Source organism: Streptomyces sp. NPDC038200, assembly GCF_055600785.1.
The window spans coordinates 197,731-223,642 of the sequence record NZ_JBVJYH010000002.1 but is presented as its reverse complement, the minus strand read 5'-3'; the positions used below and the strand labels follow the sequence as shown (position 1 = coordinate 223,642).

The following is a 25,912-nucleotide window of genomic DNA, read 5'->3' as shown; positions in this document are numbered from 1 at the left end:
AATACCCCCTTCAGGGAATCTGCACATCCACCCCTCAGCCACGTCACCGTCGCCCGGGGATCTGCACATCCGCGCGCCCCCGGGGGCGCCCTTTGGCGAGGAGTGCCGGATTCGCGGTCCGGCGGACAAGACGCCCGACGCGACGATGCCGCGCGGCATGTGAAGGAGTCGCCGACATGCCGTGCGCACGCCTGCACGGATGAACCGCTTCGCGCGGCAAGTTCCCAGGTGAGAGCCCTGATTGATTGGAAGCGCGCCACGCCTGCGTGCTTTGATCCATTGCACCGCGGGGGTCCGGCGGGCCTCCGGAGACGGGGGCCCGGCGCCCGTGGTCGCGGCCGTCCGTCTGTCCCCAGAGGGGGCCGCTCTCCCCCTTGTGACATATCCATACGAAGGGAAGTTCCACCATGAACTCCACCCCCCAGGTTGAGACCGTCGAGATCTCGGACGCCGAGCTGGACAACGTTTCCGGCGGTCTGTCCGTGAACACCCTCAACAGCACCCTCGGCACCGTGAACGAGATCGCCCCGGGCGTGACCGGTCTGGTCAACACGGTCGTCGGCACCGTCGAGGGCGTCACCGGCCTGAACACCGCCCCGGTCAACGGCCTGGTCGCCGGTCTCTGATCGCACCTCGGTGTCACCGAAGTCCCGGAGCCGTCCCTCGGCTCCGGGACTCTCGGATGCCCGGAAACACCTACGCCTGTGCCCGCACGCGCCGTGGAGACACCCGCGCCCGTGCCCACACGCGTCGTCGAAACACATGTGTCTCTCCCACAGGTGAGGGAAGTCCCGTGCAGTTCCGCCAACAGGCCCTCGCCAAGCTCCAGTCGCCGGAGGAGCTGGACCTCCCGGTGCGGCTCGCCCGCCCGCAGGGCTGGCTCGCGCTCGGCGTCACCGTCGTCGTCATGGCCGCCGCCTCGGTATGGGCGGTGACCGGCTCGGTCGCCTCCACGGTCGGCGCGCCGGCCGTCCTCACCCACGGGCAGGGCAGCTATCTGCTCCAGAGCCCCGTCGCCGGGCAGGTGACGGCCGTCCTGGCCCGGCAGGGCCAACGGCTGCCCGCGAACGCGCCCGTCCTCAAGGTCCGTACGAGCGACGGCGACTCCCTGGTCCGGACCGTCGCCGCGGGCCGGGTGACCACACTCGCCGCGAGCATCGGCCAGATCATCCAGACCGGCACCACGGTCGCCGCGGTCGAGAAGGTCGCCCACGCCTCCGACCCGCTGTACGCGACCGTGTACGTGCCCGCCGAGAACGCCGCCGCCATCCCCGCGCACGCCGCGGTCGACCTGACGGTGTCCTCCGTACCGTCGCAGCGGTACGGGGTGCTGCGCGGCACGGTGAAGTCGGTGGACCGCACCGCGCAGTCCGCCCAGTCGATCGCCGCGTTCCTCGGGGACAGCCAGCTCGGTGAGCAGTTCACCCGCAAGGGCCGCCCGGTGGCCGTCCTGGTGAAGCTCGCCGAGTCCTCGTCCACGAAGAGCGGTTACCGGTGGTCCACCGCCGGCGGCCCGCCGTTCCGGCTCGACTCCATGAGCCTCGCCACCGGCTCCGTCCGGCTCGCCGACCAGCACCCCGTCGATTGGCTGCTCCCGTGACCGTTCAGCCCGCCAGTGCCCAGGAGACCCGTGGCCGCAGACGGGCGGCTCCGCCGAAGCGGCCGGCCCCCACGTCCCGCACCGGAACGGTCCGCACCCCCACCGTGCTCCAGATGGAGGCCGTCGAGTGCGGCGCGGCCTCCCTCGCGATGGTCCTCGGCCACTACGGCCGGCACGTCCCACTGGAGGAGCTGCGCATCGCCTGCGGTGTCTCCCGCGACGGCTCACGCGCCTCCAACCTGCTGAAGGCCGCCCGCAGCTACGGTCTGACGGCCAAGGGCATGCAGATGGACCTGGCCGCCCTCGCCGAGGTGCGGGCACCGGCCATCCTCTTCTGGGAGTTCAACCACTACGTCGTCTACGACGGCATCGGCCGCCGTTTCGGCCGGCGCGGCGTGTACGTCAACGACCCCGCCAAGGGCCGCCGATTCGTGCCCATGGAGGAGTTCGACGGCAGCTTCACCGGTGTCGTGCTGGTGCTGGAGCCGGGTGACGGCTTCAGCAGGGGCGGGCGCCGGCCGGGCGTGCTCGGTGCCATGCCGGCCCGGCTGCGCGGCACCGCGGGCACCCTCCCGGCGGCGGTCCTGGCCAGCCTGCTGCTGGTCGCGGTCGGTGCGGCCGTGCCCGCGCTCAGCCGCACCTACATCGACATGTTCCTCATCGGCGGGCAGACCTCGCTGCTGGGCGTGCTGTTCACCTCGATGGCCGCCTGCGTGCTGCTCACGCTGGTGCTGACCTGGCTCCAGCAGGCCAACCTGCTGCACGGCCGGCTCATCTCCTCCACCCTCTCCAGCGCCCGCTTCCTGCGCCATCTGCTGCGGCTGCCGGTGACGTTCTTCGCCCAGCGCTCCCCCGCCGACCTGGTGCAGCGCCTGCAGTCCAACGACCAGGTCGCCGAGACCCTGGCCCGTGACCTCGCGGCGGCCGGCGTGGACGCGATCGTGGTCGTCCTGTACGCCGTCCTGCTCTACACCTACGACCCGCAGCTGACGTTCGTCGGCATCGCCGTGGCCCTGCTGAACGTGGTGGCCATGCGGCTCGTCGTACGGCTGCGCGCGACCCGGACGGCGAAGCTGCGCGCGGACACCGCCCGGCTCACCACCACCTCGTACACCGGCCTGCAGCTGATCGAGACACTGAAGGCGACCGGTGGCGAGGACGGCTACTTCCGCAAGTGGGCCGGGCAGCACGCCACCACGCTGGAGGAGCAGCAGCGGCTCGGCGTGCCGAGCGCCTGGCTCGGCGTGGTCGCGCCGGCCCTCGCCACCTTCAACAGCGCGCTCATCCTGTGGATCGGCGGACTGCGCGCGGTCGAGGGGCACATCTCGGTCGGTCTGCTGGTCGCGTTCCAGGCGCTGGTCACCCGCTTCACCGCGCCGCTGACCCGGCTCAACGGCGTGGCGGGCCGCATCCAGGACTTCGCGGCCGACGTGGCCCGGCTGAAGGACGTGGAGAACTTCCGGACCGACCCGCTCTACGCCCGCCCCGGCGGCGGCGACTCCACCCGCCGGCTGCACGGGCACATCGAGCTGGAGAACCTCACCTTCGGCTACAGCCCGCTCGACCAGCCGCTGCTGACCGGCTTCGACCTGACCGTCGGCCCCGGACAGCAGGTGGCGCTGGTGGGCGGCTCCGGCAGCGGCAAATCGACGGTCTCCCGGCTCATCTCCGGCCTCTACACGCCGTGGGACGGGGTGATCCGTATCGACGGCCGCCGGCTGGAGGACATCCCGCGCGGCGCGCTCGCCGCCTCCGTCTCCTTCGTCGACCAGGACGTCTTCCTCTTCGAGGGCTCGGTCCGCGACAACGTCGCCCTGTGGGACCCGTCGATCCCCGACGAGGCCGTGGTGGAGGCGCTGCGGGACGCGGCCCTGTACGACGTGGTGATGCGCCGGCCCGGCGGCATCCACAGCGGGGTCGAGCAGGACGGCCGGAACTTCTCCGGCGGACAGCGCCAGCGCCTGGAGATCGCGCGGGCGCTGGTGCGCCGGCCGAGCATCCTCGTGCTGGACGAGGTGACCAGTGCGCTGGACGCGGAGACCGAACTGGTCGTGATGGACAACCTGCGGCGGCGCGGCTGCGCCTGTGTGGTGATCGCGCACCGGCTGAGCACGGTCCGCGACAGCGACGAGATCGTCGTCCTGCAGCACGGCACGGTGGTGGAGCGCGGACGGCACGAGGAGCTGGTGGCGCGCGGCGGCGCGTACGCGGCACTGGTCAGGGAGCGGTGAGATGACGACTGTTCAGGAGGGGTACGAAGGAGACCTCGTGCTCGGCGCGCTCGGCGCGCTCGGCACCCGGCTGGACTGCGCCGGCCTGGCCCGGCTGGACCTTCAGGGCCCGCAGGTGCTGTGGCTGGTCGCGGCCGGCGCCCTGGACCTGTTCGCGGTGGACGCCGCCCAGCAGGGGCACTGGCACCACCTCGGCCGGCTGGAGCCGGGCGCGCTGCTCCTCGGCCCGGTCGCCGGACCCCAGCACACCCTGGTGGCCCGCCCGGTCCGGGACTGCGTGGTGCACCGGGTCAACCTGCGGGAGCTGTACCAGCCGGCGCAGACGCAGACCTGGTCGTACGACGCGTACGGCAACCCGCAGTACCTGCCGCCCGCCACCAGCCCCCTGGAGTACGCGGTCGCGCTCGGTGTGGGCCGGGGCCTGTCCGTCCTCTTCCAGGCCCCGATGGCCGAGGAGCGCCCCGCCACCCCCACCGACGACGACGTGTTCTGGATGCAGGTGCCGCCGGGCAGTGTGCAGTACGGCTCGCTGTACGGCACGGAGGCCGCCGCCGATCTGCTGATGGACCCGGCGCTGTGGCAGAGCATGGTGGACCAGCAGTACCGGCTGCTGACCGCGCTGGACCGGTGGATCGAGCAGCTGGAACGCGCGCACGAGACGCGGACGGCCGCCGGGATCAAGGCCGGTGAGGCGGTGCGCGCGCAGGCCGACCGGACCCTGCTCGCCGCCATCGGCAAGCGCTCGGCCCGCCGGACGACGCCCGCCGACGCGGATGCCTCGTACGCGGCCTGCAAGCTGGTCGCCGAGGCGGCCGGGATCACGCTCGCCGAGCCCGCGCAGGGCGGCGCCGAGAGCGACCGGCTGGATCCGGTCGAGCGGGTCGCGCTGGCCTCGCGCGTGCGGACCCGGGCCGTCCGCCTGGACGGGCGCTGGTGGCGGCAGGACCTGGGCCCGCTGGTCGGCCACCGGGCGCTGTCGGGGGCGCCGGTCGCGCTGCTGTGGCGGCGCGGCGGCTATGTGGCCGTGCACCCCGCGACCGGCCGGGAGACGCCGGTCGAGAAGGCGAACGCGGAGGAGTTCGAGCCGCGCGCGGTGATGTTCTACCGGCCGTTGCCCGACAAGCGGCTCTCGCCGTGGGGGCTGCTGCGGTTCAGTCTGCGCGGCACCCGCGCCGACCTGACGAAGCTGCTGCTCGCGGGCCTGGTGACGGTGGCGATCGGCGCGCTGGTGCCGATCGCGACCGGCAAGGTGCTCGGCGAGTACGTGCCGCGGGCGCAGGAGGGCCTGATCGTCCAGGTGTGCCTGGCGGTGATGGTGAGCGGGGTGGTGGCGGCGGCGTTCACCCTGCTGGAGAACCTGTCGATCCTGCGGCTGGAGGGCCGGATCGAGGCGGCGCTGCAACCGGCCGTCTGGGACCGGCTGCTGCGGCTGCCCACCCGCTTCTTCACGCGGCGCTCGACCGGTGAGCTGGCCAGCGCGGCGATGGGCATCAGCGCGATCCGCCGGCTGCTGGCGGGCGTCGGTCCGGTGGTCGCCCAGTCGGTGACGGTCGGCGCGATGAACCTGGGGCTGCTGCTGTGGTTCAGCGTGCCGATGGCGCTCGCGGCGATCGGGATGCTCGTCGTCATCGCGGCCGTGTTCACGGGGCTCGGGCTGTGGCAGGTGCGCTGGCAGCGGCGCCTGGTGGTGCTCGGCAACAAGCTGAACAACCAGGCGTTCCAGACCCTGCGCGGGCTGCCGAAGCTGCGGGTGGCGGCAGCCGAGAACTACGCGTACGCGGCCTGGGCCCGGGAGTTCGCGCGCAGCCGGGAACTCCAGCAGCGGGTCGGCCGGATCAAGAACCTCACCACGGTTCTCGGCGCGGTCTATCTGCCGGTGTGCACCCTGGTGATGTTCATGCTGCTGGCGGGGCCGGCCAGGGGTGCGATGTCGGCGGCGGACTTCCTCACCTTCAACACGTCGGTGACGATGCTGCTCACCTCGGTCACCCAGCTGACCGGCGCGTTCGTGTCGGCGGTGGCGGCGCTGCCGCTGTTCGAGGAGATCAAGCCGGTGCTGGAGGCGATGCCCGAGGTGCGGACGGGGAGCACCCGTCCCGGCCCGCTGTCCGGCGCCGTGGAGGCGCGCCGCCTGTCCTTCCGGTACGCCGACGACGGCCCCCTCGTCCTGGACGACGTGTCCTTCGCCGCCCGGCCGGGCGAGTTCGTGGCGGTCGTCGGCCCGAGCGGCTGCGGCAAGTCCACGCTGCTGCGTCTGCTCATCGGCTTCGACCGGCCGGTCTCCGGCAGTGTCCTGTACGACGGTCAGGACCTCGCGGCGCTGGACCAGTCCGCGGTGCGCCGGCAGTGCGGGGTGGTCCTCCAGCACGCCCAGCCGTTCACCGGCTCGATCCTGGACGTCATCTGCGGCACCGAGCCCTACACGCCGGAGGAGGCGATGGCGGCGGCGGAGCTGGCGGGGCTCGCGGAGGACATCCAGCGGATGCCGATGGGGCTGCACACGATCGTCGCGGGCAACGGCGCGATCTCCGGCGGCCAGCGGCAGCGCCTGATGATCGCCCAGGCCCTGGTCCGGCGGCCGCGCATCCTGTTCTTCGACGAGGCGACCAGCGCCCTGGACAACGACACCCAGCGCATCGTCATCGACAGCACCCGCAAGCTGAACGCCACCCGGATCGTCATCGCCCACCGGCTGTCGACGGTCCTGGACGCCGACCGGGTGATCGTGATGGAGGACGGCAAGGTCGTCCAGCAGGGCACCCCGGCCGAACTCCTCGCGGACACGGGAGGCCGTCTGCACGAGCTGGTGCGCCGGCAGCTGGCCTAGGGCCTCTCGTTTGGATCATGCCGGGCTCGCGGGCCCTGGCACCGCGCCAGCTGATCCGGCCTGATCCAAACGAAAGACCCTAGGGCCGCTCCCCGCCGTCGCCCGGACCGTCCGGCTCGTCGTGGTGGGACGGCATCCAGTGGTGTTCGGTGAACCAGCGGCCGAACAGGGCACCGCCGTAGATGACGAAGCCGACGCCGATGAGCCAGGACTCCACGACGAGCACGGTGCCGACGGCGCCGTAGCTCAGGGCGTTGGTGACGATGAGCGGGGTGAAGACGAGGTAGGAGAAGGCTCTCAGGCCGGCCAGGCCGATGATCGTGGCCAGCGCGCCGGGCAGCAGTGAGCGCCAGTGGACCTGGCCGCCCAGCAGGAAGCGCTGCCCCCACCAGAAGAAGAGCACGCCGCTGATGGTGGACAGCGTGATCCGCTGGCCGCCGTGGAGTGTCGTCTTCGTCGCCACCTCCTGGTAGAGGTACGCGGTCAGCACCACCAGCCAGGTCGCCTGCCGCCACACCCGGTGCCAGGGGCCGGACGCCAGGCCCCAGATCCGTTCGTAGGCGTTCTGCACGCTGCCTCCGAAGGCCACGCCGAAGACGGCGAGCAGCACGGCGCTCCAGACACTGGTGGTGCCGATGACCTTGCGCGGCGGACTGATGACGTCGGTGAGCACATGCGCGGACCGGCCGGACAGCCCCATGCCGTCGGTGAGCCAGGAGGCGAAGCCGCCGCGCGCCAGGGGGTCGGCCGCGGCCACCACGATCAGCAGGGGCGCCAACGTCACCAGGGCCAGGGTGGCGAACCCCATGGCCCGGTGCATCAGTTCCAGTTCCCGGCCGTGCTCGAACAGGGCCCGTACCCGCAGCCACTCCCACGCGCGGTGCAGGCCGCGCCGCAACCGCCTCACGGCTCCTCCCGTGCTCGCCGCCCACACCCTCTCGCGTTCCGGTTCCTCCAGCGTGGCACGCGCCGGGCGACTCGCAGCCGGAAGGCGGGCACCGGGCCGGTCCGCTGGTGCGCTCGGGTGACCGGACCGCCCGCGACACGGCCGGCGGTTCCGTCGTTCGCGCGCCGCGTCGGCGGACAATCGGGAGCCGTGCGCACCACGGACCACGAGACACCGGGCGGCCGGCGGCGAACGCTGATCGTGAGCGCGAGCATGGGAGCCGGTCACGACACCGTGGCCGCCGAACTCGCGCGGCGGGCCGCGGCCCGAGGGCACGAGGCCGAGGTGGTCGACGTGCTGCGGCTGCTGCCGTACGGCCTGGGCCCGGGGCTGCGCCGCGGCTACCGGACGTCGGTACGCCATCTGCCCTGGGTGTACGCCGGGATCTACGGCGCGTTCCTCCGCGAGGGGCGCGGACCGCGCCCCAGCGGGGTGCCGCTGGCCCGGCTGGCCGGGGACCGGCTGACGGAGCTGGTGGACCGGCTGGATGCGGACGTGGTGGTGTCCGTCTTCCATCTGGCCGCGCAGCTGACCGGTCATCTGCGGGAGCGGGGCAGGCTGCGGGTGCCGAGCGCCGTCTTCCTGCTCGACTTCGCCGTGCACCGGCAGTGGCTGCATCCGGGCAACGACCGGTATCTGTGCCTCACGGACACGGCGGCGGCGCAGGTGCGCCGGACCGTCGACGCGCCCGTGGTCACGACCGGCCCGGTGGTCGCGCCGGCCTTCCGTGCGCCGGCCCCCGGCGCCGGCCGGTGGCGGGAGCGGTTCGCCGGCCGGGCGCCCGGCCGGCCGCCGGTGCTGCTGTCCGCGGGCGCCTGGGGCGCGGCGTCCCGCCCGGCGGGCACCGTCCGGTCGCTGGCGGCGGCCGGGTGGCTGCCGGTGGTGCTGTGCGGCCGCGACGCGCGGCTGCGCGCACGTCTGTCGCGGGAACCCGCGGCGATGGCCCTCGGCTGGGTCGACGACATGCCCGGGCTGCTGGCCGCCTGCCACGCGCTGGTGGACAACGCCGCCGGCCAGACCGCCGTGCAGGCCCTCGCGGCGGGCCTGCCCGTGATCGGCCACCGCCCGCTGCCCGGCCACGGCGCGGACGGGGTGCGCCGGATGGCCGACCTGGGCCTGTCCGTATTCGCCCCGGACACTCCCGCACTGCTCGCGGCGCTCGACGGACTCGGTGAGGGCAGCCGGGAGCGCGCGGACCGGGTGGGCCGCGGCCGTGCGCTGTTCCGGCGCGATGTGCTGGAGTGCGTGACGGAGCTGTGCGCGGGCCGCCCCCGGTGAGCGGGTGCGGCCGTCCCGGCCGGTGCCCCGGGTGGCGTCCTCGCCTCAGTCCGCCCCGGCGTCCGCGGGCTCCGCGGGCCGGGCCGTGGCGGAGGCCGGGCCGTGCTCGCGGAGGGGGCCCACCGTCAGGCCCGCCTCGCGGCAGTCCCGGACGATGGCCGGCAGGGCGCCCAGGGTGGCGTGCCGGCAGCCGGGGAACGAGTACCGGTCGGAGTCGTGCAGCAGGACCGTGCCGCCGCCCCGCAGGTCCGCGGCGACCCGCGCCCGTACGGACGCCGGCGTGGCGTCGGCCGTCCAGTCCCGGCCCCAGGCCGACCACAGCACCGTCCGCAGCCCGGCCCGCCGGGCGGCCCGCAGCCGGCTCGTGGTGAGGATGCCGTACGGCGGGCGGTACCACCGCGGGCGCTCGCCGGTGAGGTCCCGTACCGCGCGGACCGTCCGGGCGACCTCCTCGGCGTCCCGGGCGAGCGCGGGCCGCCAGGGCCGGTCGTGGTGCCAGCCGTGCACTCCCAGCTCGTGCCCGCGCCGTACGGTCTCGCGGACCACGGCGGGATGGCGGACCACGTGCTCGCCGACCACGAAGAAGGTGGCCCGCACGCCGAGCCGGTCCAGCGCGTCCAGGAAGCGCGGGGTGGACTCCGGGTCCGGTCCGTCGTCGAAGGTGAGCGCGATGTGCCGGCGGTCGCCCGTGCCGGCGAGTCCGGGGAAGAGCGGCAGCCGTACGCCCGGGAGCCAGGTGGCCGCGGGGCCGATGTGGGCCGCGGCGGCACCGGCCGGCAGCAGGACGGCGGCCGTCCGCCAGGAGCGGCCGGGCAGGGGAGCCATCGGTGACCTACCTCCTCGGGGCGCGCGGGAGAGCGGTGGAGGAGCGGGAGTCCGCGGTCCGCCCGGAGGCGTCCCACTCGCCGCCGACGGACGGGCTGTGGGCCAGGCCGATGCTGCCCGCGCCGATCAGGGCGATGCCGACCGCCTCCGGCAGCAGGCTCAGGCCCAGACGGATGGTCTCGGCGAACAGCACGCAGCCGAGTGCGACGCTGGTCAGCGCGTCGCCGAGGGTGAGGGCGGGCTGCGAGGCCGTGAGCGAGCCGGCGCCGAGGGCCCCCTGGAGCAGCAGGAAGGCGACGAGTCCGGTGGCCCCGGTGGCGTACAGCGACCAGTGCGCGAACATCGCACCGGGCCCGTGCTCCAGCCGCCCCACGGCCTCCTTGAGCAGCGCCGCGGTGGTGGCGAAGCACACCGCGGAGGCGAGTCCGAGCAGCGCGGCCCGGGACGCGCCGCGCGTCGGACGCGCGGCCAGCACCAGCAGCACGACGGCGCCGAGCGCTCCGCCGCCGCCCAGCAGCCAGTCGCCGGGCCGCGCGGTGGACCGGCCGGGGGACGGGGCCGCCGCCAGCAGGAACAGGGCGAGCCCGCCGGCCAGGGCGAGGAACGCCAGCCAGGTCCGGAGGTCGGGGCGGCGCCGGAAGACGACACTGCCCACGGCGAGGGTGAACAGCAGCTCGGCGGCGAGCAGGGGCTGGACCAGGGACAGGCTGCCCACGGCGAGCGCCCCGGCCTGCAGCAGGCTGGACAGGGCCAGCAGGGCGGTGCCCGCCAGCCAGTAGGGGCGCCGCAGCAGCCGGGCGAACCGGCGCACGGCCCGTCCCGCCCCGCCGCCCGTGTCCCGTTCCTTCCTCCGCTCCCCCTCGTCCTGCCCCGACGCCTCCCGCTCCTTCCTCCGCGCCGTGTCCCGTTCCTTCCTCCGCTCCCCCTCCCCCCGCCTCGTCCCCTCCCGCTCCTTGCTCCGCTCCCGCTCCTGCGCCTGCACCTGCACGGCGGCCCGGCGCTGGAGCACCGAGGCGGACCCGTTGGACAGCGCCGCGAGCAGGGCGAGCAGCACCGTGACGACGGTCATGGCGTCTCACCCGTAGCGGGCGGCGAGCCGCCGGTAGAGCCCGGGCGCGGCCCCGCGCACCAGCGCGGGCAGGCGCAGCCATCCGGGGACGTACACCTCGTCCCTGCCGTGCAGTACGGCGGCGCACAGCGCGTCCGCCACGCGCTCGGCGGGCACGGGCCGCGGCCAGGACCGCGCGTAGGGGGTGCCCCGCCGGTCCGCGAACGGCGTGTCGACCACGCCGGGGATCACCAGGCTGACACCCACCCCGGTGCCGCGCAGCTCGTAGCGGAGGGCGTCGGCGAAGGTGGCCACGGCGGCCTTCGCCGCGGAGTAGACCGCTTCCCCGCGTACGCCCACGCTGCCGGCGACGGACCCGATGAACACGACGCGCCCCGATCCGGCCGCGACCATGTGGGGCAGCAGGGTCCGCACCAGGTGCACGGTGGCCAGCAGGTCGACGCCGACGACCTCGTCGATGCGGGCGGCGGACATGCCGGTGAAGTCGCCGGCCCAGCCCACGCCGGCGCCCGCCACGAGCAGGTCCAGCCGTCCGAGGTGGTCCAGGGCGAGTCCGGCGAGCCGGCGGTCGGCGCCGGGCCGGGTCAGGTCCCCGGGCAGGGCGACCGCACCGGCCTGTGCGGCCACCTGCTCCAGTCGGGTGACATCGCGTCCGTTCAGCGCCAGCCGCCAGCCGCCCTGGGCGGCCAGCCGGCGGGCCACGGCGGCACCGATGCCCGAGGAGGCACCCGTCACCAGAGCGGCACCGCCCCGGCCGTCCCGGCCGCGGCCGGGACGCGGGGCTGCGCTCGTCTCGGCCGCGGCCGGTACCGGCCGGGCGTCGTTCGACGGTCCTGCGGGAGACGGGGCGTGGGACATGGTGACGACCTCACTGCGACGGGGTGCACGGGGCTCGCGGACTCCGGGGCCGAACCCTCGCGGTGTTTCCAGGGCGCCACACACTGAAACGCCGCGCACGGCGGAGCCACGCACCACGGGCCGGCACCCGTGCCCGCGGGGGCCTCGGGTCGCCGTGCCCGCCTCCCGGGGCGACCATGGAGCGACGCGAACCCGGGGCCCGGCGCGGTGGTCCCCCCGGCCGGCGAGCCCGCTCCCGCCAGTCCGGGGCCGGTACCGGCGCGCCCCGGGTCAGTCCAGGCCCGGCACCGGCGCGCCCGAGGGCACCCCCGCGGCGATGTAGCCGTCGTAGAACTCCTTCCAGGGAGCGGTCGCCCCGGCGTGCGGGCCCTCGAACCGCTCGCCGCGGGCCTGGGCGTCGAGGGCGGCCAGGCACACTTCCCAGCCGGCGCCGTTGCGGGCGGCGGTGTCCGGCGCGCCGAGGACGTCGGTGAGCGTGAACCGGGTGCGTCCCTCGCCGGCCTCCTCCAGGTCGAAGTGGAGTTCGTCGCCGCCCCACGCGAAGGCCAGGTGCCGGGGCGGGTCGACGGCGAGCACCCGGCCGGTGGACTCGGGCATGTTCGGGTCGCCGGTGAAGCGGATCGCGCCGCCGGGGCGCAGGTCCATCTCGGCGCGGGAGGGGAACCAGGCGGCGAGTTCCCCGGGGTCGGTGACGAAGTGCCAGACGCGGTCGATCGGGTGGTCGTAGGTACGGCTGAAGCGGACGGCGGGACGGCCGTCGGCCAGGGTCAGATAGGTGCCGGTGAGGTCGGCGGGCATGGTGCTCCGGTCCTTCGCTGTGGGGGGGTCAGGTGTCGTCCGACGTCTCGTCCAGGCGCCGGCCCAGGGTGTCCAGGCTCCGGTTCCACAGCCTGCGGTAGGGCTCCAGCCAGGCGTCGAGCGCCGCGATCGGCCCCGGGTCCAGGGCGTGGACGCGGCGCTGCGCGTCCTGGCTGACCCGGACGAGGCCGGCCTCGCGCAGCACCTTCAGGTGTTTGGAGGCGCTCGGCTGGCTCAGTCCGCAGGCATCGGCGATCTCGCCGACGGGCCGGGGACGCTCCAGCAGGAGCGCGACGATGGCCCGCCGGTGGGGGTCGGCGAGGGCGGTCCAGAGAGCGGCGTCGGACATGGCATCCAATATGCGTCGACAGTTATATGCCCGTCAAGGAATACAAACCTCGCGGCCGCGCTCCGGAACCGAAATAAAGAAACGTTGCCGTTTCGCTCGCTCTGGCATAGGCTCGATGTGTACGAAACAGTTTCGTTTACGACTTGTTTGCCTTTCCGCACCCGAACGACTTCCCTGGAGCGGTTCACCATGTCCGAGAAGACCCTGGCCGACGCCTCCCGCACGGGAGCGGCGGTCACCGGCCACACCGCCGGGGCCGCGCCCAAGCGGTGGTGGATCCTGGCGGTCGTCGCCATCGCCCAGTTGATGGTGGTCCTCGACGCCACGATCGTGAACATCGCCCTGCCGTCCGCCCAGACCGACCTCGGCTTCTCCGACGGCAACCGGCAGTGGATCGTCACCGCCTACGCGCTGGCCTTCGCCTCCCTGCTGCTGCTCGGCGGCCGGATCGCCGACCTGTTCGGCCGCAAGCCCGCCTTCCTCGTCGGCGTCGTCGGCTTCGCCGCGGCCTCCGCGCTCGGCGGCGCCGCGAACGGCTTCACCATGCTGGTCGCCGCCCGCGCGCTGCAGGGCGCCTTCGGCGCGCTGCTCGCCCCGGCCGCGCTGTCGCTGCTCAACACCACGTTCACCGACGCCCGGGAACGGGCGCGCGCGTTCAGTGTGTACGGCGCGATCGCCGGTGCCGGCGGCGCGGTCGGCCTGCTGCTCGGCGGCGTGCTGACCGACGCCCTGGACTGGCGCTGGACCCTGTACGTGAACGTGGCCATCGCGGTCGTCGCCTTCGCGGGCGGCTGGGCGCTGCTGGGCAACCACCGCGACGCGGCGAACGCCAAGCTCGACGTGCCGGGCACGGTCCTGGTCGCCGCCGGTCTGTTCGGCCTGGTCTACGGCTTCTCCAACGCCGAGACCCACGACTGGGACTCGCCGCTGACCTGGGGCTTCCTGATCGCGGGCGGTGTGCTGCTGGTGACCTTCGCCTGGTGGCAGACCCGGGCGGCGCACCCGCTGCTGCCGCTGCGCATCCTGCTCGACCGCGACCGCGCCGCCTCCTTCCTCTCGGTGCTCATCACCGGCGCGGGCATGTTCGGCGTGTTCCTCTTCCTGACCTACTACCTCCAGCTGAACCTCGGCTTCAGCCCCACGAAGACCGGCGTGGCGTTCCTGCCGATGGTCGGCGCGCTGATGGTCACCGCGCAGGTCGGCACCACGCTGCTGCTGCCCCGCCTCGGCCCGAAGGCGGTCATCCCGCTGGGCTTCGCCGTCGCCACGGCCGGCATGGCCTGGCTGACCGGCATCGGCCTCGGCTCGCACTACCTCGGCGCGGTGCTGCCGCAGCTGATCGTGATCGGCGTGGGCCTCGGCCTGGTCATGCCGCCGGCCATGCAGCTGGCCACCGGCGGGGTCGCCGCCGAGGACGCGGGCGTCGCCTCGGCGACCGTCAACGCCATGCAGCAGGTGGGCGGATCGATCGGCACGGCCCTGCTGAACACCCTCGCGTCGAGCGCCGCCACGGACTACCTGTCCGGCCGGGACGCCACCAGCCCGCCGGTCCGGGCGCAGGCCACGATCGAGAGCTACACCACCGCCTTCTGGTGGTCGGCGGTCCTCTTCGGTGCGGGCGCGGCCATCGCCTTCCTCTGCTACCGGCGCGGGGTACCGCGGCAGGACGCGGGGGCCGCACCCGTCGTCCACATGTGACGGCCACCGCGACCGACCCGAGGGGCCGCCGTCAGCAGGGAGACGGCGGCCCCTCGCCCCTGTCCGGCGGGACGCTTGGGACGGTGCCGGCGGGTAACCCGCACAGGAGATCATCCGCCGACGGAAGGAGAGGCCATGCCCGGGGGCAACGACCGCGAGGACCGGCCGGAGACCGCTCTGGAGGAAGTGCTCCGGGAGGTCGAGGAGGCCGAGCGGCGCGACGAGGACAAGACCGCCTCGGGAGAGGCCGGGGACGCCATCACCCCGAACACCGGGGCACAGGAACAAGCGGAGGGCGACTGAGGGGCCGGGCGGCGCGCCCACGGGGCGTTCCGCCGCGGCCGACCGGACCGCCGGGCACGGGTTCCCGCGCCCGGCGCCGGTGCTTTCCCGCGAGCCGGGTACCCGAGCCGCATGAACGACCACCTGCGAGGACCTCGGCTGCCCGCGCCCCGCGGACCGCTCTCCGCGGCGGTGACCGCCTCTCTGCGCGGCACGGGTCCGCTCCCCGACCCGGCCGACGCCGACTCCGCGGACCCGTACGGCGACGATCTCCAGCTCGCCCTGTACCTCTGCTACGAGCTGCACTACCGCGGTTTCGCCGGCGTGCATCCGGACGCCGAGTGGGACCCGGAGCTGCTGCGGGTGCGGGCCGCCCTGGAGCGGCGTTTCCTGTCCGCGCTGCGCGCCGACACGCCGGGCCACGACAGCCTGGACGACGCGCTCGCCGCCCTCCTGGTGGAGCCGGCCGAGGGCACGGGGGTCTCGCACTTCCTGTGCAGCCGGGGTGAATTGTGGCAGCTGCGGGAGTACGCGGCCGTGCGCTCGCTGTACCACCTGAAGGAGGCCGACCCGCACGCCTGGGTGCTGCCGCGGCTGTGGGGCCGGGCGAAGGCGGCGATGGCCGCGGTGGAGTACGACGAGTTCGGCGGCGGCCGGGCCGAGCGGGTGCACGCCCGTCTGTTCGCCGACCTGATGGCGGACCTGGGCCTGGACACCGCCTACGGCCGCCATCTGGACGCGGCCCCGGCCGAGATGCTGGCCGTGGTCAACCTGATGTCCCTGTTCGGCCTGCACCGCGAGCTGCGCGGCGCGCTGGTGGGCCACTTCGCCGAGGTGGAGATCACCTCCTCCCCCGCCTCCCGCCGGCTGGCCGAGGCGATGCGCCGCACGGGCGCCGGCCCGGCCGCGGAGTTCTTCTACGACGAGCACGTCGAGGCGGACGCGGTGCACGAGCAGGTCGTCCGCCACGAGGTGATCGAGGGGCTGCTCGCCGAGGAGCCGGAGCTGGCGCCGGACATCGCCTTCGGGATCGACGCGACCGAGTATCTGGAGGACCGGCTGGCCCGGCGGCTGCTCGCCGACTGGCGCGCCGGCCAGTCGTCCCTGCGGACCCCCCTGGCACGGCAGATGTCTCATACATCGTGATCCCCGGGGTACTCGCGCGGTGTGATCGGATTGCTGCTCCCGGGCGTGTACGGCCCCCAGGACGACACACATCTGCTGGCCGAGGTACTCCGTGAGGAGGCCCCGCTGACCGGCGCGCAGGTGCTGGACGTCGGAACCGGAAGCGGTGCGCTGGCCCTGGAGGCGGCCCGCCGGGGCGCCCGGGTGACCGCGGTGGATGTCTCCCGGCGGGCGGTGTGGACGGCCCGGCTGAACGCGTGGCGGTACCGGCTGCCGGTGCGCATCCGGCGCGGCAACCTCTTCGCGCCGGTCCGGGGGCGGACGTACGACCTCATCCTGACGAACCCGCCGTACGTGCCGGCGCCCGAGGCCGGGCGTCCCCGGCGCGGACCGGCCCTGGCGTGGGACGCGGGGCACGACGGTCGGCTGGTGCTGGACCGGATCTGCCGCGAGGCGCCGGCACTGCTGCGCCCCGGCGGGCTGCTGCTGATCGTGCACTCCGCGCTGAGCGGTCCCGACCGCACCCTGGAGCTGCTGCGGGCCGCGGGGCTGAAGGCCGGAGTGGTCCGGCGCCGCTGGATCGCCTTCGGTCCGGTGGTGCGCTCCCGGGAGGAATGGCTGCGCCGGTGCGGGCTGCTCGCGCCGGCCGACGACAGGGAAGAGCTGGTGGTCATCCGTGCCGAACGACCCTGCTGACTCCGCGCCGGCCCCGCACCCCGCCCCCGCGCGGGACGAACCCACCGGCCTCGCACCGGGCGGGGCCGCCGGCTCCGGACGGGACGAACCCACCGGCGCCGCGCCGGACACCCGTGCCGGCCGGGCCCGCCGGATCACCGTGCAACGGCGCGGGCCCCTCCTGGTGGAAGGGCCCGTAGAGGTCGAGCTGGAGGACGGGAGCACGGTCTCCTCGGACCGGTTCCGTGTCGCTCTGTGTACCTGCCGGCGCAGTCGCCGCTACCCCTGGTGCGACACGAGTCACCGCCGCAAGGGCTCGACCCCCGGTTGAAACCGCTGGTTTTTCGCCGCTCCCCGGAAGGCCCCCCACGGACCTGCCCGGGGAGCGGCTGTGTGCCCAGGACCGGCGGGCGGCCCCACTCCGCCCGCCTGCCCCGGTGCGAGATCGCAGGTTCCCCGCTCCAGGGGCCGCACTCCCCAGTTGCGAGCCTGATCCGGTGTCCACGAGGACCCGTGCGATCCCGGCTCTCAGAACGCGAACACGGTGCCGCCGACGGCGTCCCGCATGCACGCGTTGCCGAAAGTGCGCTCGTAGGAGACGCGCTTGCCCTGCCAGACACCCTGCACGGTGACGACGACGGGGTCGTAGACCTTCGTGCACATCACGTCGCCGGCCGGCTTCAGGGCGTCGAGTTCGCCGCCGACGCCGCGCAGCTCGGCGCAGGCCTGAGCCGCGGCCGGGTGGGTGCCCGAGGCCGTCGGGGCGCAGTTCAGGGTGACGGCGCGCTCGGGGGTGGCCGTGGCCGCGTCGTTGCCGTGGCCGGTGGTGAGCACCATGGCCGACGGGGCGTAGAGCGACGACGGGGCGGCGCCCGGTGCAGCGACGGCGGCCCCGATCAGGGGTCCGCAGACGGCGGCGGCCGTGAGGCCGAGGGCCGCTGCCCAGCGCGCGGTGTTCCGCATTGTGTGCATCCTTCCGCTCGAACAGACGAGACGCCGGCTCCGGATCCGGTCGGGCACCGGAGCGGCGAGCGCCACTCTGCCGACTCCACGGGCGAAACTCACATCGAACCCACGGGTTTCAGTAACCTTTCGTGTTGAATCAGTGGCGTGAAGTCACGGAATTCGAACGCCGTGACCCCGGAACAGAGCGGTTCCCTCTTCTTGGGAGCGCTCAGATGGCTGAAAATCAGCGCTTCGTTAATCGTCCTGAAACATTCCGGGTTGGCCCTCGAAACGACCGGTCATGACTCCCTGTGTTCATCAAGTGATCACCAGGAGCGGGTCCCTCCGCCATCCGGACAGGTGGACGGTTCATCCATCGGCGGCGCGAAAGTGGGATGAACCGTCCTCTGGATCATGCGGATCCATGCGCCGTACCGTCGGCGCACCCCGCCGCCGTCCCGCTGGAGCGCTCGTGTCCTCGCTGCCCGAACCGCCTGCCCCGTCCGCCCCGCCGGCCCTCACCGAGGTGGAGTCCCACGGTGTGGAGCGCATCCCCGACGCGGACCGCACCGCCACCCCGCCGGACCTCTTCCGGCTCGCCTTCGGCGGCGCCAACACCTTCTCCACCTGCGTGCTCGGCGCCTTCCCGATCCTCTTCGGGCTCTCCTTCTGGCAGGGTCTCGTCGCCACCGTGCTCGGTGTCGTGACGGGCGCCCTGATCCTGTGCCCCATGGCCGTGTTCGGCCCGGTCAACGGCACCAACAACGCGGTGTCGTCCTCGGCCCACCTCGGCGTGCACGGCCGTGTCGTCGGTTCCTTCCTGTCGCTGCTGACAGCCGTCGCCTTCTTCTCCCTGTCGGTGTGGAGTTCGGGCGACGCCCTGGTCGGCGGCGCGCACCGGCTGTTCGGGCTGGAGCGGAACACGCTCTCCTACGTCGTCGCGTACACGCTCTTCGCCGGGCTGGTGCTGGCGGTGTGCGTGTACGGCTTCCGGTTCATGCTGTTCGTCAACAAGATCGCGGTGACCTCGGCGAGCGTGCTGTTCCTGCTCGGCGCGGTGGCCTTCGCCGGTGACTTCGATCCCTCGTACGCCGGGGTGTTCACGACCTCGGCGGACGCGGCGACCCGGTCGATGTTCTGGCCCTCGTTCATCGGCTCGGCGCTGATCGTGCTGTCGAACCCGGTGTCGTTCGGCGCGTTCCTCGGCGACTGGTCGCGCTACATCCCGGCGAGCACCCCGCGCCACCGGGTGGTCGGGGCCGCGTTCCTGTCGCAGCTCGCGACGCTGCTGCCGTTCGTGTTCGGCCTGGCGACGGCGAGCATCGTCGCGACGAAGGCGCCGCGGTACGTCGATCCGGCCGCCCCGGACTTCGTGGGCGGCCTGCTGGCGATCTCGCCGGGCTGGTTCTTCCTGCCGGTGTGCCTGCTGGCGCTGATCGGCGGCATGTCGACGGGCACGACCTCGCTGTACGGCACCGGCCTGGACTTCTCGTCGGTGTTCCCGAGGCTGTCGCGGGTCCGGGCGACCCTGCTGGTCGGCGTGGTGTCGATCGCGTTCATCTTCGTCGGCCGCTTCGGCCTGGACCTGGTGCGGTCGATCTCCACCTTCGCCACGGTGATCATCACCTGCACCACGCCGTGGATGGTCGTGATGACACTGGGCTTCTTCACCCGGCGCGGCTGGTACGACCCGGACGCCCTGCAGGTCTTCAACCGCCGTCAGCGCGGGGGCCGTTACTGGTTCGCGCACGGCTGGAACTGGCGGGGCATGACCGCCTGGTGGGTGGCCGCGCTGATCGGCGTGCTGTTCACGAACATCCCGGGCCAGTTCGTGGGACCGCTGGGCGACCTGGCGCACGGCGTCGACATCAGCCTGCCGCTCTCCCTGGCCGTGGCCGCGGTGCTCTTCCTGGCCCTGCTGTGGCTGTTCCCCGAACCCCGTGCCGCGTACGGTCCCGAGGGCGCCCGGCTGGCCCGGACGGCCGACGTCCCGGTGCCGCCCGTCACCGGTCCGGGCGCGCCGGCCGGCACCCCGGCCCCCGCCGGCGAGGAGGCGCGACCGGCGCTGCCCACCGGCCCCGCGAGCGCTGACCGACTGGGCCCCGCGGAGCGCTGACCGACTGGGTCCCGCGGAGCGCTGACCGACGTCCTACGCCGGCCGGGCCGCAGGGCCGCCCGGGCCGGCGATGGACAGCGAGCCGGGGCTCGCCGTCGGCGTCCCGGCCGTCCAGCGCTCGCCGGCGGAGCCGTCCCGGACCTTGACGACGACGTCGGCGCCGGCCCGGTCGCCGCCGGCGGCGAGAGCGAGGGTCCGGTCCCAGCGGGGCGGCAACTCGCCCCGCCGGGTGAGGTCGTAGCGCACGTCGTCGCCGCGTGCCGACCCCGCTCCGGCGCAGCCGCCGAGGAGCACCACACCGGCGTCGGCGTGCGAGTCCAGGCACAGGCCGCTGCCGGCCGCGCTGCGCAGCAGCCCGTCGGCGGCATACGTCCACTGCTGTGTGGCCACGGTGGAGCAGACGGCGAGGACCACGCTCGCCCCGGCCTCGGGCGTGCCCTCGACGTCCAGGCACAGGCCGGTCGCGGCGTTGCGCAGCGGGCCCGGCCGGCCGGCGGCTGGCAGGCGCGCGGTGCCCGGCGCCGGGGTGGCTCCCGGCGGGGAGGACGAGGCGCCGGGGGTGGTGCCGACGGCGGCGACCGGACCGGTGCCGCCGTCTCCGTCCGGCCACACGCTGACCGCGAGGACGGTGGCGAGCAGTCCGGCCGAGGCGACGCCGACGCCGGTCAGCAGCGTCCGGGACGACCAGGCGGTGCCGGATGCCCGGCGCACGGGCCCCTCGCCGGGGAACGGGTCCGGCAGGCCGGCGTCGGCGTCGCCTCGGCCGGCGCGGCGACGGCCACCGGACGCGCTCGCGCGGGCCGGCAGTCCGGGTCCGCCGCCGCGCCGGCGTCCCCCGGAGCGCCGGGAGCCCCCGCGGGTGCGGGCGGGACCCGGACGGCGGCCGGGACGCGAGTCGAGGTAGCGGCGGGCGCCCCAGCCGAGCACGGCCTCGGCGAGCAGCACGCCCAAGGCCGCCTCGGCGTGGCCCAGTTGCTCGGCCGCGTGCCGGCAGTAGGCGCAGCCGGACAGATGCTCCTGGACGTCGGGCAGCAGCGCGCCGCCCCGGCGGATGGGAACGTCCAGCAGGCGGTTGTAGTACCGGCATTCCTTGCCCGGCGCGAGTTCCCGGTGGGCGCGTACCAGGCCTTCGCGGAATTTCTCGCGGGCCTGTTCGAGCGCGGCCGCCGCGCTGTCGATGTCCACGCCGAGCAGCCCGGCGGGAACGTCCAGCGCCTCGGCCTCGACCTCGGTGTGCCACAACAATGCCTGTTCCAGCCGGGAAAGGCCGTGGAACGCGCGGTCGGAGAGGGCGCGGTTCTCCGGTATCAGCGTCTTCGCGGCGCGCATCCCGCGACCGCCGGCGGGTTTTCCGAGGCCGGGGAGTACGGCGGTGATCCGGTCCGTGCCGGACCAGTTCACGACCGTGTCCCGGACGGCGACCAGCAGGCGCGGTCGCAGCGAGTCGGCGGGTTCACCGAGCGCCAGCCGGCCGAGGACCTGGTGGAAGGCGGTGGCGGTGACCAGGTGGGCGAGGGGCCCGGAGGCGGCCAGGCAGACGACGGCGTACTCCTGGGCCGACGGCCAGTGACGGGCCATCAGGAGGGCGGTGGACCGGGAGGCCTCCGCGTCGGAGCCGGCCCTCAGCGGGCCGGCGAGGAATTCGTCGGATTCCCCGGGATCGGCGCCGGACGGCGGATAGGGAGGACGAGGGGGGTGGGGGGTGGACACTGAGCGGATTCCTTTGGCGCGTGGTGCGTCGATACGTGCCTCGTGCGCGCTCTCGCACTCTCACGCGCGCGGAGGGAGCGGAAATGCACCGCGCTCGACCCTTGCACACCTTCCACACGAGCAACAAGGCGCGCGTGCGACATCACCAGTGTTGAAAGAAAGTCAGAAATACGGTCTCGGCCAGGCGTTGTCCTCGGCGCGGCCGGAAACGTCATGCGCCCCGTGTGAAGCACGCGCACGCGCCCGCCGGACACGCACGCTCCCGGGGTGTGCGGCCCGGTGGTGGACTGGAGCCGGTCCTCCTCGGAAGGCCCCGCTCCCCGGCCGGCGACCTCGGCGGCTTCCCCCGCCGGCCGGGGGCGCATGCGGTCAGATCTGCCAGGAGCGGAGCCGGTCGGCGGCGCCGTACACGTCGGCCTTGCCGGAGATCAGGTCGCGGGCCAGGTCGACGAGAGCGCCGTAGGGCGGGTCGATGCCGACTCCGCTGACGAACATGTAGGCCACGGCCGTCGCGCAGGCGAAGCGGGCGTTGGCCGCGGGCAGCGGCTTGAGCACGGCGAGGGTGTGCAGCAGTGCGGCGGCGCGCCAGGCCGGGTCGGAGTCCACGCCGAGCCGGGGCGGGTCCACCCGGTGCCGGGCGACGGCGGCGACCAGCGCGGAGAAGTCGTCCACGGCGGGCTGGTCGGGCAGGACCTCCTCGTGCCGCTGGAGCAGCCACGGGACGTCGATATGGATGACGGAGGGCATCGCTCAGGCGGCCTCGCCCTTGGCGGGACGCTCGTCGTCGGGGAAGGCGGCGGCGAACTCCTCGGCGTGGCCCGCGAAGAAGCGGCGGAACGCCTCGGCGCCCTCCTGGAGGGCCCGGTGCCGGGCGATGTCGGCGGCGGCGGCCTCCCGCACGAGGGCCTTCATCGACGTACCGCGCTCCTTGGCGATCTGCCGCAGGTCCTCTAGTTCCCGTTCGCTGAACTCCACGTTGAGAGCTGGCATGCCTCTCACGGTACCGCCCGGGTACTCACGCGTAAATACCAGCAGGTCAGACGGCATCTGGCACGGTACCGACCGAGGCGGAGAACCATGTCCGGATTCCGCCGGTGGCGGGGTGCGCGCCGCAGCAGACCCGGCGGCGCGCGGCCGACACGACAGCTCGACGACGCGCACCGGACACGACGAGCCGAGGAGGACCGATGACGACATCCGCCGCCCCCACCGTGCACACCGGGTGATCGGGGCGGCCGACGCTGGGCCTGGTGTTCCACGACGCCTCCTGACCGCGCACGCTCCTCTGCGTTCACCGTCATCGGCGGTTCGCCCCCATCAGGGCGCAGAAGAACCCACACCTGATCATGACCGAACAGACTCTGACGGCTTGGCACACACGCTCGTCAAAGGTCCGGAACCCCGTGGTGACCCCGGACCGCGGAGGGGCCGGATTTCCCGCTTGACCGCACCCCTCACTGTGTTCGACCGGTCGGCCAGGCGGCCCGGATCGGCGTCCACGGGGGTGCGCGACGCACTAGGCTGGGACACGAGTGGTGTCACCTGTTCACTGTGAGTGTGCGCTTGGGAGCGGCGACGATGAGCCGGGTCTATCCGTTCGACGACGCGACGACGGCCCGGGCTGTCATCGGCGAGGACGGCACGCTGGTGGAGTGGAACGAGGGGGCCCGGCGCCTGCTGGGCCATCCGGCCGAAGCCGTCCTGGGCCGCCCCGCCGCCGAGCTGCTGGCCGGTGCCGGTGCGCCGGTGCTGTCGCTGCCCGACGACTCGCGCTGGGACGGAACGGTCGGACTGCGCCACCGGGACGGCCGTACCGTCTCCGTGTGGCTGCTCGCCCACCGCCGCCCGCCGCGCGACGGGCAGCCCGGCCACTGGCTCGTGGTCACCCCGCTCGCCGACGCGGAGCCGCCCGCCACGCACGATCCGCTCGCCGACGCGGGGCTGGTCCAGTCACCGTGCGCGATCGCCGTGTACGACGACCGGCTGCGGCTGCGCCGGATGAACGAGGCGATGGCCACCGTCGTCGGACTGCCCGAGGAGCGGGTCCGGGGGCTGCGGCTCACGGAGATCGGCGGCAAGCAGCAGAGCGAGGAGCTGGAGGACGGCCTGCTCCGGGTGCTGACCTCGGGCCGGCCGCTGGACGTGCAGACCTTCCTGCGCAGCGGCGGCCAGGACCGGGCGCACGCCTGGCTCGCCCGGATGGCACCGGTCCGGGACACGGCGGGCCGGGTGCGGGGCGTGTCCATGGCCGCGCACGACATCACCGACAACTACCGCGCCCGGCAGCGGCTCCAGCTGGTCAACGAGGCCAGTGTGCGCATCGGGACCACGCTCGACGTGACCCGGACCGCACAGGAGCTGGCGGACGTGTGCGTGCCCGCGCTCGCCGACTTCGTCACCATCGACCTGCTGGACCCGCACGAGTACGGCGGCGAGCCCCCGTCCCGCCTCTCCGCGCCCGTGCGGCTGCGCCGCACCGCCCACCAGTCGGTGTTCCCCGGCGTACCGGAGGCGGTGATCGAGCCGGGCGGGGCCGAGGAGTACCCGGCCCTCTCCCCGCAGACCGACGCGCTGACCGCCGGCCGCACGATCACCGCCTCGGTGGCCGCCGGCGACCTGGACCGGTGGCCGCACCCGCGGGGGCAGCGCAGTGAGCGGGTGCGCCGGTTCGGCATCCACTCCTCGATGTCGGTGCCGATCCAGGCACGCGGGCTCACCCTCGGAGTGGCCGTGCTCGTCCGGCACCGGCGCCCCGACGCCTTCACCGCGGACGACATACTGCTCGCCGAGGAGATCACCGCGCGCGCCGCCGTCTGCATCGACAACGCCCGCCGCTACTCGCGCGAGCGGGAGACCGCCCTGGCGCTCCAGCGCAGCCTGTTGCCGCGCTCGCTGCCGCGCACCGCCGCGCTGGACGCCTCCTCCCGCTATCTGCCGGCCGCCCGCGCCGGGGTGGGCGGGGACTGGTTCGACGTGATCCCGCTGTCCGGGATGCGGGTCGCCATGGTCGTCGGCGACGTCGTCGGGCACGGCGTCCAGGCCTCGGCCACGATGGGCCGGCTGCGCACCGCGGTCCGTACCCTCGCCGACATCGACCTGGCCCCGGACGAGCTGCTCACGCACCTGGACGACCTGGTGGTGCGGCTGTCGGAGGAGTCCGGCGGAGACGGCAGCCCCGGCGAGGTCGGCGCGACCTGTCTGTACGCCGTCTACGACCCGGTCTCCCGCCGCTGCACCCTGGCCCGCGCCGGGCATCCGCCGCCCGTGCTGCTGCTGCCGGGCGGCCGGCCGCACCTGCTCGACCTGCCCGCCGGTCCCCCGCTGGGCCTCGGCGGGCTGCCGTTCGAGTCCGCCGAGCTGGAACTGCCCGAGGGCAGCGTCCTCGCCCTGTACACGGACGGCCTGGTGCAGTGCCGGGACCGGGACGGGGACACCAGCCGCGAGCTGCTGTACCGGGCGCTCGGCCGGGCCGCGGACTCGCTGGACGCGACCTGCGACGCCGTCCTGCACGCCCTGCTCCCGTCCGGCGGCGCGGCCGACGACGTGGCACTGCTGCTCGCCCGCACCCAGGGCCTGCCCGCCTCACAGGTGGCGACCTGGGACATCCCCGCCGACCCGGCGCTGGTCGCACCGATCCGCAAGCAAGTCGTGGAGCGGCTGGACGCCTGGTCGCTGAGCGAGGCGTCGTTCACGGCGGAGCTGGTGGTCAGCGAGCTGGTCACCAACGCCATCCGGTACGGCTCGCACCCGATCCGGCTCCGGCTGATCCACGACGCGACCACGCTGATCTGCGAGGTCTCCGACACCAGCCACACCGCCCCGCATCTGCGCCGGGCCAAGATCTTCGACGAGGGCGGCCGGGGCCTGCTGCTCGTCGCCCAGCTCACCCAGCGCTGGGGCAGCCGGCACACCGCCGAGGGCAAGACCATCTGGGCCGAGCTGCCGCTGTTCGAGGACGACGAGTAGGGCAGGCCCGAGGAGCCCGGACGGCGGCGCTCAGGAGGCCGCCAGCCACGGCCGTACCTGCTTGCGGGCCTCGTGCAGCCGGGACTTGAGCGTGCCGAGCGGGATGCCGGCCCGCTCGGCGGCCTCGGCGTAGTCCAGCTGGCAGATGTCCCGGTAGACCAGCGGCGCGACCAGGTGCGGATGCTCCCGCTCCAGGCGGTCCAGGGCCTCCAGCAGATCCACCCGCGAACCGGCGATGACGCTGGTGGTGCGCGGGTCGACGGCGTGCGCGGGCTCGATGACGACGGGCTGTTCGGCGGCCCGCCGCTTCAGCTCGCGGTACTTCTGCCGGCAGCAGTTGGCGACGACCGTGTACAGCCACGTCCCGAAGCGGCTGCGGCCCTCGAAACCGCCGACGTGCCGGGCCACCTGGAGCAGCACGTCCTGGGCGGCCTCCTCGGCGTCCTCCCGGCACGGCAGGAAGCGCGCGCAGCGGCGCACCACCTCGGGCCGGATCTCGGCCAGCAGCCGGTCCAGAGCCACGCTGTCGCCCGCGGCGGCATGCCGGGCGAGGTCTTCCATCGGCGCCTGGTCCTGCACGGACGGCCCCTCCTCCAGTCGATCTCAGGCCAGGC

General features: G+C 74.1%; 23 protein-coding genes. 12 read left to right on the top strand and 11 right to left on the bottom strand.

What is annotated here, in order from left to right:
* The first annotated feature begins 407 nt into the window (after positions 1–407).
* From ACZ7KF_RS06205 to ACZ7KF_RS06190, 4 genes are all read left to right on the top strand, one after another.
* Positions 408–626 carry a type A2 lantipeptide gene (locus tag ACZ7KF_RS06205; RefSeq protein ID WP_318199951.1) on the top strand — a complete coding sequence of 73 codons (219 nt, stop codon included), beginning with the start codon at positions 408–410 and terminating at the stop codon, positions 624–626.
* Between the two features lie 167 nt (positions 627–793).
* Positions 794–1,600, top strand: a complete 807-nt coding sequence (locus tag ACZ7KF_RS06200) for a hypothetical protein (protein ID WP_471069767.1) — start codon at positions 794–796, stop codon at positions 1,598–1,600.
* Entirely contained in the window at positions 1,597–3,831 is a 2,235-nt protein-coding gene (locus tag ACZ7KF_RS06195) for an NHLP family bacteriocin export ABC transporter peptidase/permease/ATPase subunit (RefSeq protein ID WP_471069766.1), read from the top strand. Before ACZ7KF_RS06200 ends, ACZ7KF_RS06195 begins: the two co-directional genes overlap by 4 nt.
* A gap of 1 nt (position 3,832) precedes the next feature.
* Complete coding sequence (locus tag ACZ7KF_RS06190) at positions 3,833–6,658, top strand: NHLP bacteriocin export ABC transporter permease/ATPase subunit (protein ID WP_471069765.1); 2,826 nt, start codon at positions 3,833–3,835, stop codon at positions 6,656–6,658.
* A 79-nt stretch (positions 6,659–6,737) separates the two neighbouring features.
* Here the strand turns inward: ACZ7KF_RS06190 and ACZ7KF_RS06185 are convergent, their stop codons facing one another.
* On the bottom strand, positions 6,738–7,565 hold the full coding sequence (locus ACZ7KF_RS06185) for a ribonuclease BN (RefSeq protein WP_471069764.1): 828 nt from the start codon (positions 7,563–7,565) through the stop codon (positions 6,738–6,740).
* 252 nt (positions 7,566–7,817) lie between these two features.
* On the opposite strand from ACZ7KF_RS06185, the gene ACZ7KF_RS06180 reads away from it, so the two are divergent.
* Positions 7,818–8,882 carry an MGDG synthase family glycosyltransferase gene (locus tag ACZ7KF_RS06180; RefSeq protein WP_471070020.1) on the top strand — a complete coding sequence of 355 codons (1,065 nt, stop codon included), beginning with the start codon at positions 7,818–7,820 and terminating at the stop codon, positions 8,880–8,882.
* A 45-nt stretch (positions 8,883–8,927) separates the two neighbouring features.
* Here ACZ7KF_RS06180 and ACZ7KF_RS06175 read toward each other — a convergent pair whose 3' ends face one another.
* From ACZ7KF_RS06175 to ACZ7KF_RS06155, 5 genes are all read right to left on the bottom strand, one after another.
* A complete protein-coding gene (locus ACZ7KF_RS06175; RefSeq protein WP_471069763.1) occupies positions 8,928–9,707 on the bottom strand; it encodes a polysaccharide deacetylase family protein in 780 nt (259 codons plus the stop codon).
* A gap of 7 nt (positions 9,708–9,714) precedes the next feature.
* Entirely contained in the window at positions 9,715–10,776 is a 1,062-nt protein-coding gene (locus ACZ7KF_RS06170; protein WP_471069762.1) for a DMT family transporter, read from the bottom strand.
* 6 nt (positions 10,777–10,782) lie between these two features.
* On the bottom strand, positions 10,783–11,634 hold the full coding sequence (locus ACZ7KF_RS06165) for an SDR family NAD(P)-dependent oxidoreductase (RefSeq protein ID WP_471069761.1): 852 nt from the start codon (positions 11,632–11,634) through the stop codon (positions 10,783–10,785).
* A 270-nt stretch (positions 11,635–11,904) separates the two neighbouring features.
* On the bottom strand, positions 11,905–12,432 hold the full coding sequence (locus ACZ7KF_RS06160) for an SRPBCC family protein (protein ID WP_471069760.1): 528 nt from the start codon (positions 12,430–12,432) through the stop codon (positions 11,905–11,907).
* Between the two features lie 28 nt (positions 12,433–12,460).
* On the bottom strand, positions 12,461–12,781 hold the full coding sequence (locus ACZ7KF_RS06155; RefSeq protein WP_471069759.1) for an ArsR/SmtB family transcription factor: 321 nt from the start codon (positions 12,779–12,781) through the stop codon (positions 12,461–12,463).
* 189 nt (positions 12,782–12,970) lie between these two features.
* Here ACZ7KF_RS06155 and ACZ7KF_RS06150 point away from each other — a divergent pair, with 189 nt between their 5' ends.
* The 5 genes from ACZ7KF_RS06150 to ACZ7KF_RS06130 all read left to right on the top strand — a co-directional run bounded on the left by ACZ7KF_RS06150 (position 12,971) and on the right by ACZ7KF_RS06130 (position 16,892).
* The gene (locus tag ACZ7KF_RS06150) at positions 12,971–14,479 is read left to right on the top strand and encodes an MFS transporter (RefSeq protein ID WP_471069758.1); all 1,509 of its coding nucleotides are present in this window, start codon (positions 12,971–12,973) and stop codon (positions 14,477–14,479) included.
* Positions 14,480–14,614: 135 nt separating this feature from the next.
* Entirely contained in the window at positions 14,615–14,782 is a 168-nt protein-coding gene (locus ACZ7KF_RS06145; RefSeq protein WP_471069757.1) for a hypothetical protein, read from the top strand.
* 111 nt (positions 14,783–14,893) lie between these two features.
* Positions 14,894–15,907: an iron-containing redox enzyme family protein gene (locus tag ACZ7KF_RS06140; RefSeq protein WP_471069756.1), complete on the top strand. Its 1,014-nt coding sequence runs from the start codon at positions 14,894–14,896 to the stop codon at positions 15,905–15,907.
* A 21-nt stretch (positions 15,908–15,928) separates the two neighbouring features.
* A complete protein-coding gene (locus tag ACZ7KF_RS06135; RefSeq protein ID WP_471069755.1) occupies positions 15,929–16,582 on the top strand; it encodes a HemK2/MTQ2 family protein methyltransferase in 654 nt (217 codons plus the stop codon).
* Between the two features lie 133 nt (positions 16,583–16,715).
* Positions 16,716–16,892: a CDGSH iron-sulfur domain-containing protein gene (locus ACZ7KF_RS06130; RefSeq protein WP_471070019.1), complete on the top strand. Its 177-nt coding sequence runs from the start codon at positions 16,716–16,718 to the stop codon at positions 16,890–16,892.
* Positions 16,893–17,089: 197 nt separating this feature from the next.
* Here the strand turns inward: ACZ7KF_RS06130 and ACZ7KF_RS06125 are convergent, their stop codons facing one another.
* Positions 17,090–17,524, bottom strand: a complete 435-nt coding sequence (locus tag ACZ7KF_RS06125) for a protease inhibitor (protein ID WP_471069754.1) — start codon at positions 17,522–17,524, stop codon at positions 17,090–17,092.
* Positions 17,525–17,930: 406 nt separating this feature from the next.
* Here ACZ7KF_RS06125 and ACZ7KF_RS06120 point away from each other — a divergent pair, with 406 nt between their 5' ends.
* On the top strand, positions 17,931–19,622 hold the full coding sequence (locus tag ACZ7KF_RS06120; RefSeq protein WP_471069753.1) for a purine-cytosine permease family protein: 1,692 nt from the start codon (positions 17,931–17,933) through the stop codon (positions 19,620–19,622).
* A gap of 33 nt (positions 19,623–19,655) precedes the next feature.
* Here the strand turns inward: ACZ7KF_RS06120 and ACZ7KF_RS06115 are convergent, their stop codons facing one another.
* The 3 genes from ACZ7KF_RS06115 to ACZ7KF_RS06105 all read right to left on the bottom strand — a co-directional run bounded on the left by ACZ7KF_RS06115 (position 19,656) and on the right by ACZ7KF_RS06105 (position 22,322).
* Positions 19,656–21,332, bottom strand: a complete 1,677-nt coding sequence (locus ACZ7KF_RS06115; protein ID WP_471069752.1) for an RICIN domain-containing protein — start codon at positions 21,330–21,332, stop codon at positions 19,656–19,658.
* Between the two features lie 369 nt (positions 21,333–21,701).
* Complete coding sequence (locus ACZ7KF_RS06110; RefSeq protein ID WP_023544880.1) at positions 21,702–22,079, bottom strand: hypothetical protein; 378 nt, start codon at positions 22,077–22,079, stop codon at positions 21,702–21,704.
* A gap of 3 nt (positions 22,080–22,082) precedes the next feature.
* Positions 22,083–22,322 (bottom strand): hypothetical protein, encoded by a 240-nt coding sequence (locus ACZ7KF_RS06105; protein WP_030344647.1) that lies wholly within the window; start codon positions 22,320–22,322, stop codon positions 22,083–22,085.
* Between the two features lie 588 nt (positions 22,323–22,910).
* On the opposite strand from ACZ7KF_RS06105, the gene ACZ7KF_RS06100 reads away from it, so the two are divergent.
* A complete protein-coding gene (locus ACZ7KF_RS06100) occupies positions 22,911–25,298 on the top strand; it encodes a SpoIIE family protein phosphatase (protein WP_471069751.1) in 2,388 nt (795 codons plus the stop codon).
* Between the two features lie 30 nt (positions 25,299–25,328).
* On the opposite strand, the gene ACZ7KF_RS06095 is transcribed toward ACZ7KF_RS06100, so the two are convergent.
* Entirely contained in the window at positions 25,329–25,877 is a 549-nt protein-coding gene (locus ACZ7KF_RS06095) for an RNA polymerase sigma factor (protein WP_471069750.1), read from the bottom strand.
* Between the last annotated feature and the right edge of the window lie 35 nt (positions 25,878–25,912).

What these genes read in the sequence shown, in the direction of transcription:
- ACZ7KF_RS06125 (WP_471069754.1), bottom strand. Translation starts at nt 17,524, where the DNA reads ATGCGGAACACCGCGCGCTGGGCAGCGGCCCTCGGCCTCACGGCCGCC.
- ACZ7KF_RS06105 (WP_030344647.1), bottom strand. Translation starts at nt 22,322, where the DNA reads ATGCCAGCTCTCAACGTGGAGTTCAGCGAACGGGAACTAGAGGACCTG.
- ACZ7KF_RS06140 (WP_471069756.1), top strand. Translation starts at nt 14,894, where the DNA reads ATGAACGACCACCTGCGAGGACCTCGGCTGCCCGCGCCCCGCGGACCG.
- ACZ7KF_RS06205 (WP_318199951.1), top strand. Translation starts at nt 408, where the DNA reads ATGAACTCCACCCCCCAGGTTGAGACCGTCGAGATCTCGGACGCCGAG.
- ACZ7KF_RS06155 (WP_471069759.1), bottom strand. Translation starts at nt 12,781, where the DNA reads ATGTCCGACGCCGCTCTCTGGACCGCCCTCGCCGACCCCCACCGGCGG.
- ACZ7KF_RS06110 (WP_023544880.1), bottom strand. Translation starts at nt 22,079, where the DNA reads ATGCCCTCCGTCATCCATATCGACGTCCCGTGGCTGCTCCAGCGGCAC.
- ACZ7KF_RS06190 (WP_471069765.1), top strand. Translation starts at nt 3,833, where the DNA reads ATGACGACTGTTCAGGAGGGGTACGAAGGAGACCTCGTGCTCGGCGCG.
- ACZ7KF_RS06145 (WP_471069757.1), top strand. Translation starts at nt 14,615, where the DNA reads ATGCCCGGGGGCAACGACCGCGAGGACCGGCCGGAGACCGCTCTGGAG.
- ACZ7KF_RS06150 (WP_471069758.1), top strand. Translation starts at nt 12,971, where the DNA reads ATGTCCGAGAAGACCCTGGCCGACGCCTCCCGCACGGGAGCGGCGGTC.
- ACZ7KF_RS06180 (WP_471070020.1), top strand. Translation starts at nt 7,818, where the DNA reads ATGGGAGCCGGTCACGACACCGTGGCCGCCGAACTCGCGCGGCGGGCC.
- ACZ7KF_RS06165 (WP_471069761.1), bottom strand. Translation starts at nt 11,634, where the DNA reads ATGTCCCACGCCCCGTCTCCCGCAGGACCGTCGAACGACGCCCGGCCG.
- ACZ7KF_RS06170 (WP_471069762.1), bottom strand. Translation starts at nt 10,776, where the DNA reads ATGACCGTCGTCACGGTGCTGCTCGCCCTGCTCGCGGCGCTGTCCAAC.
- ACZ7KF_RS06175 (WP_471069763.1), bottom strand. Translation starts at nt 9,707, where the DNA reads ATGGCTCCCCTGCCCGGCCGCTCCTGGCGGACGGCCGCCGTCCTGCTG.
- ACZ7KF_RS06120 (WP_471069753.1), top strand. Translation starts at nt 17,931, where the DNA reads ATGCGCCGTACCGTCGGCGCACCCCGCCGCCGTCCCGCTGGAGCGCTC.
- ACZ7KF_RS06100 (WP_471069751.1), top strand. Translation starts at nt 22,911, where the DNA reads ATGAGCCGGGTCTATCCGTTCGACGACGCGACGACGGCCCGGGCTGTC.
- ACZ7KF_RS06160 (WP_471069760.1), bottom strand. Translation starts at nt 12,432, where the DNA reads ATGCCCGCCGACCTCACCGGCACCTATCTGACCCTGGCCGACGGCCGT.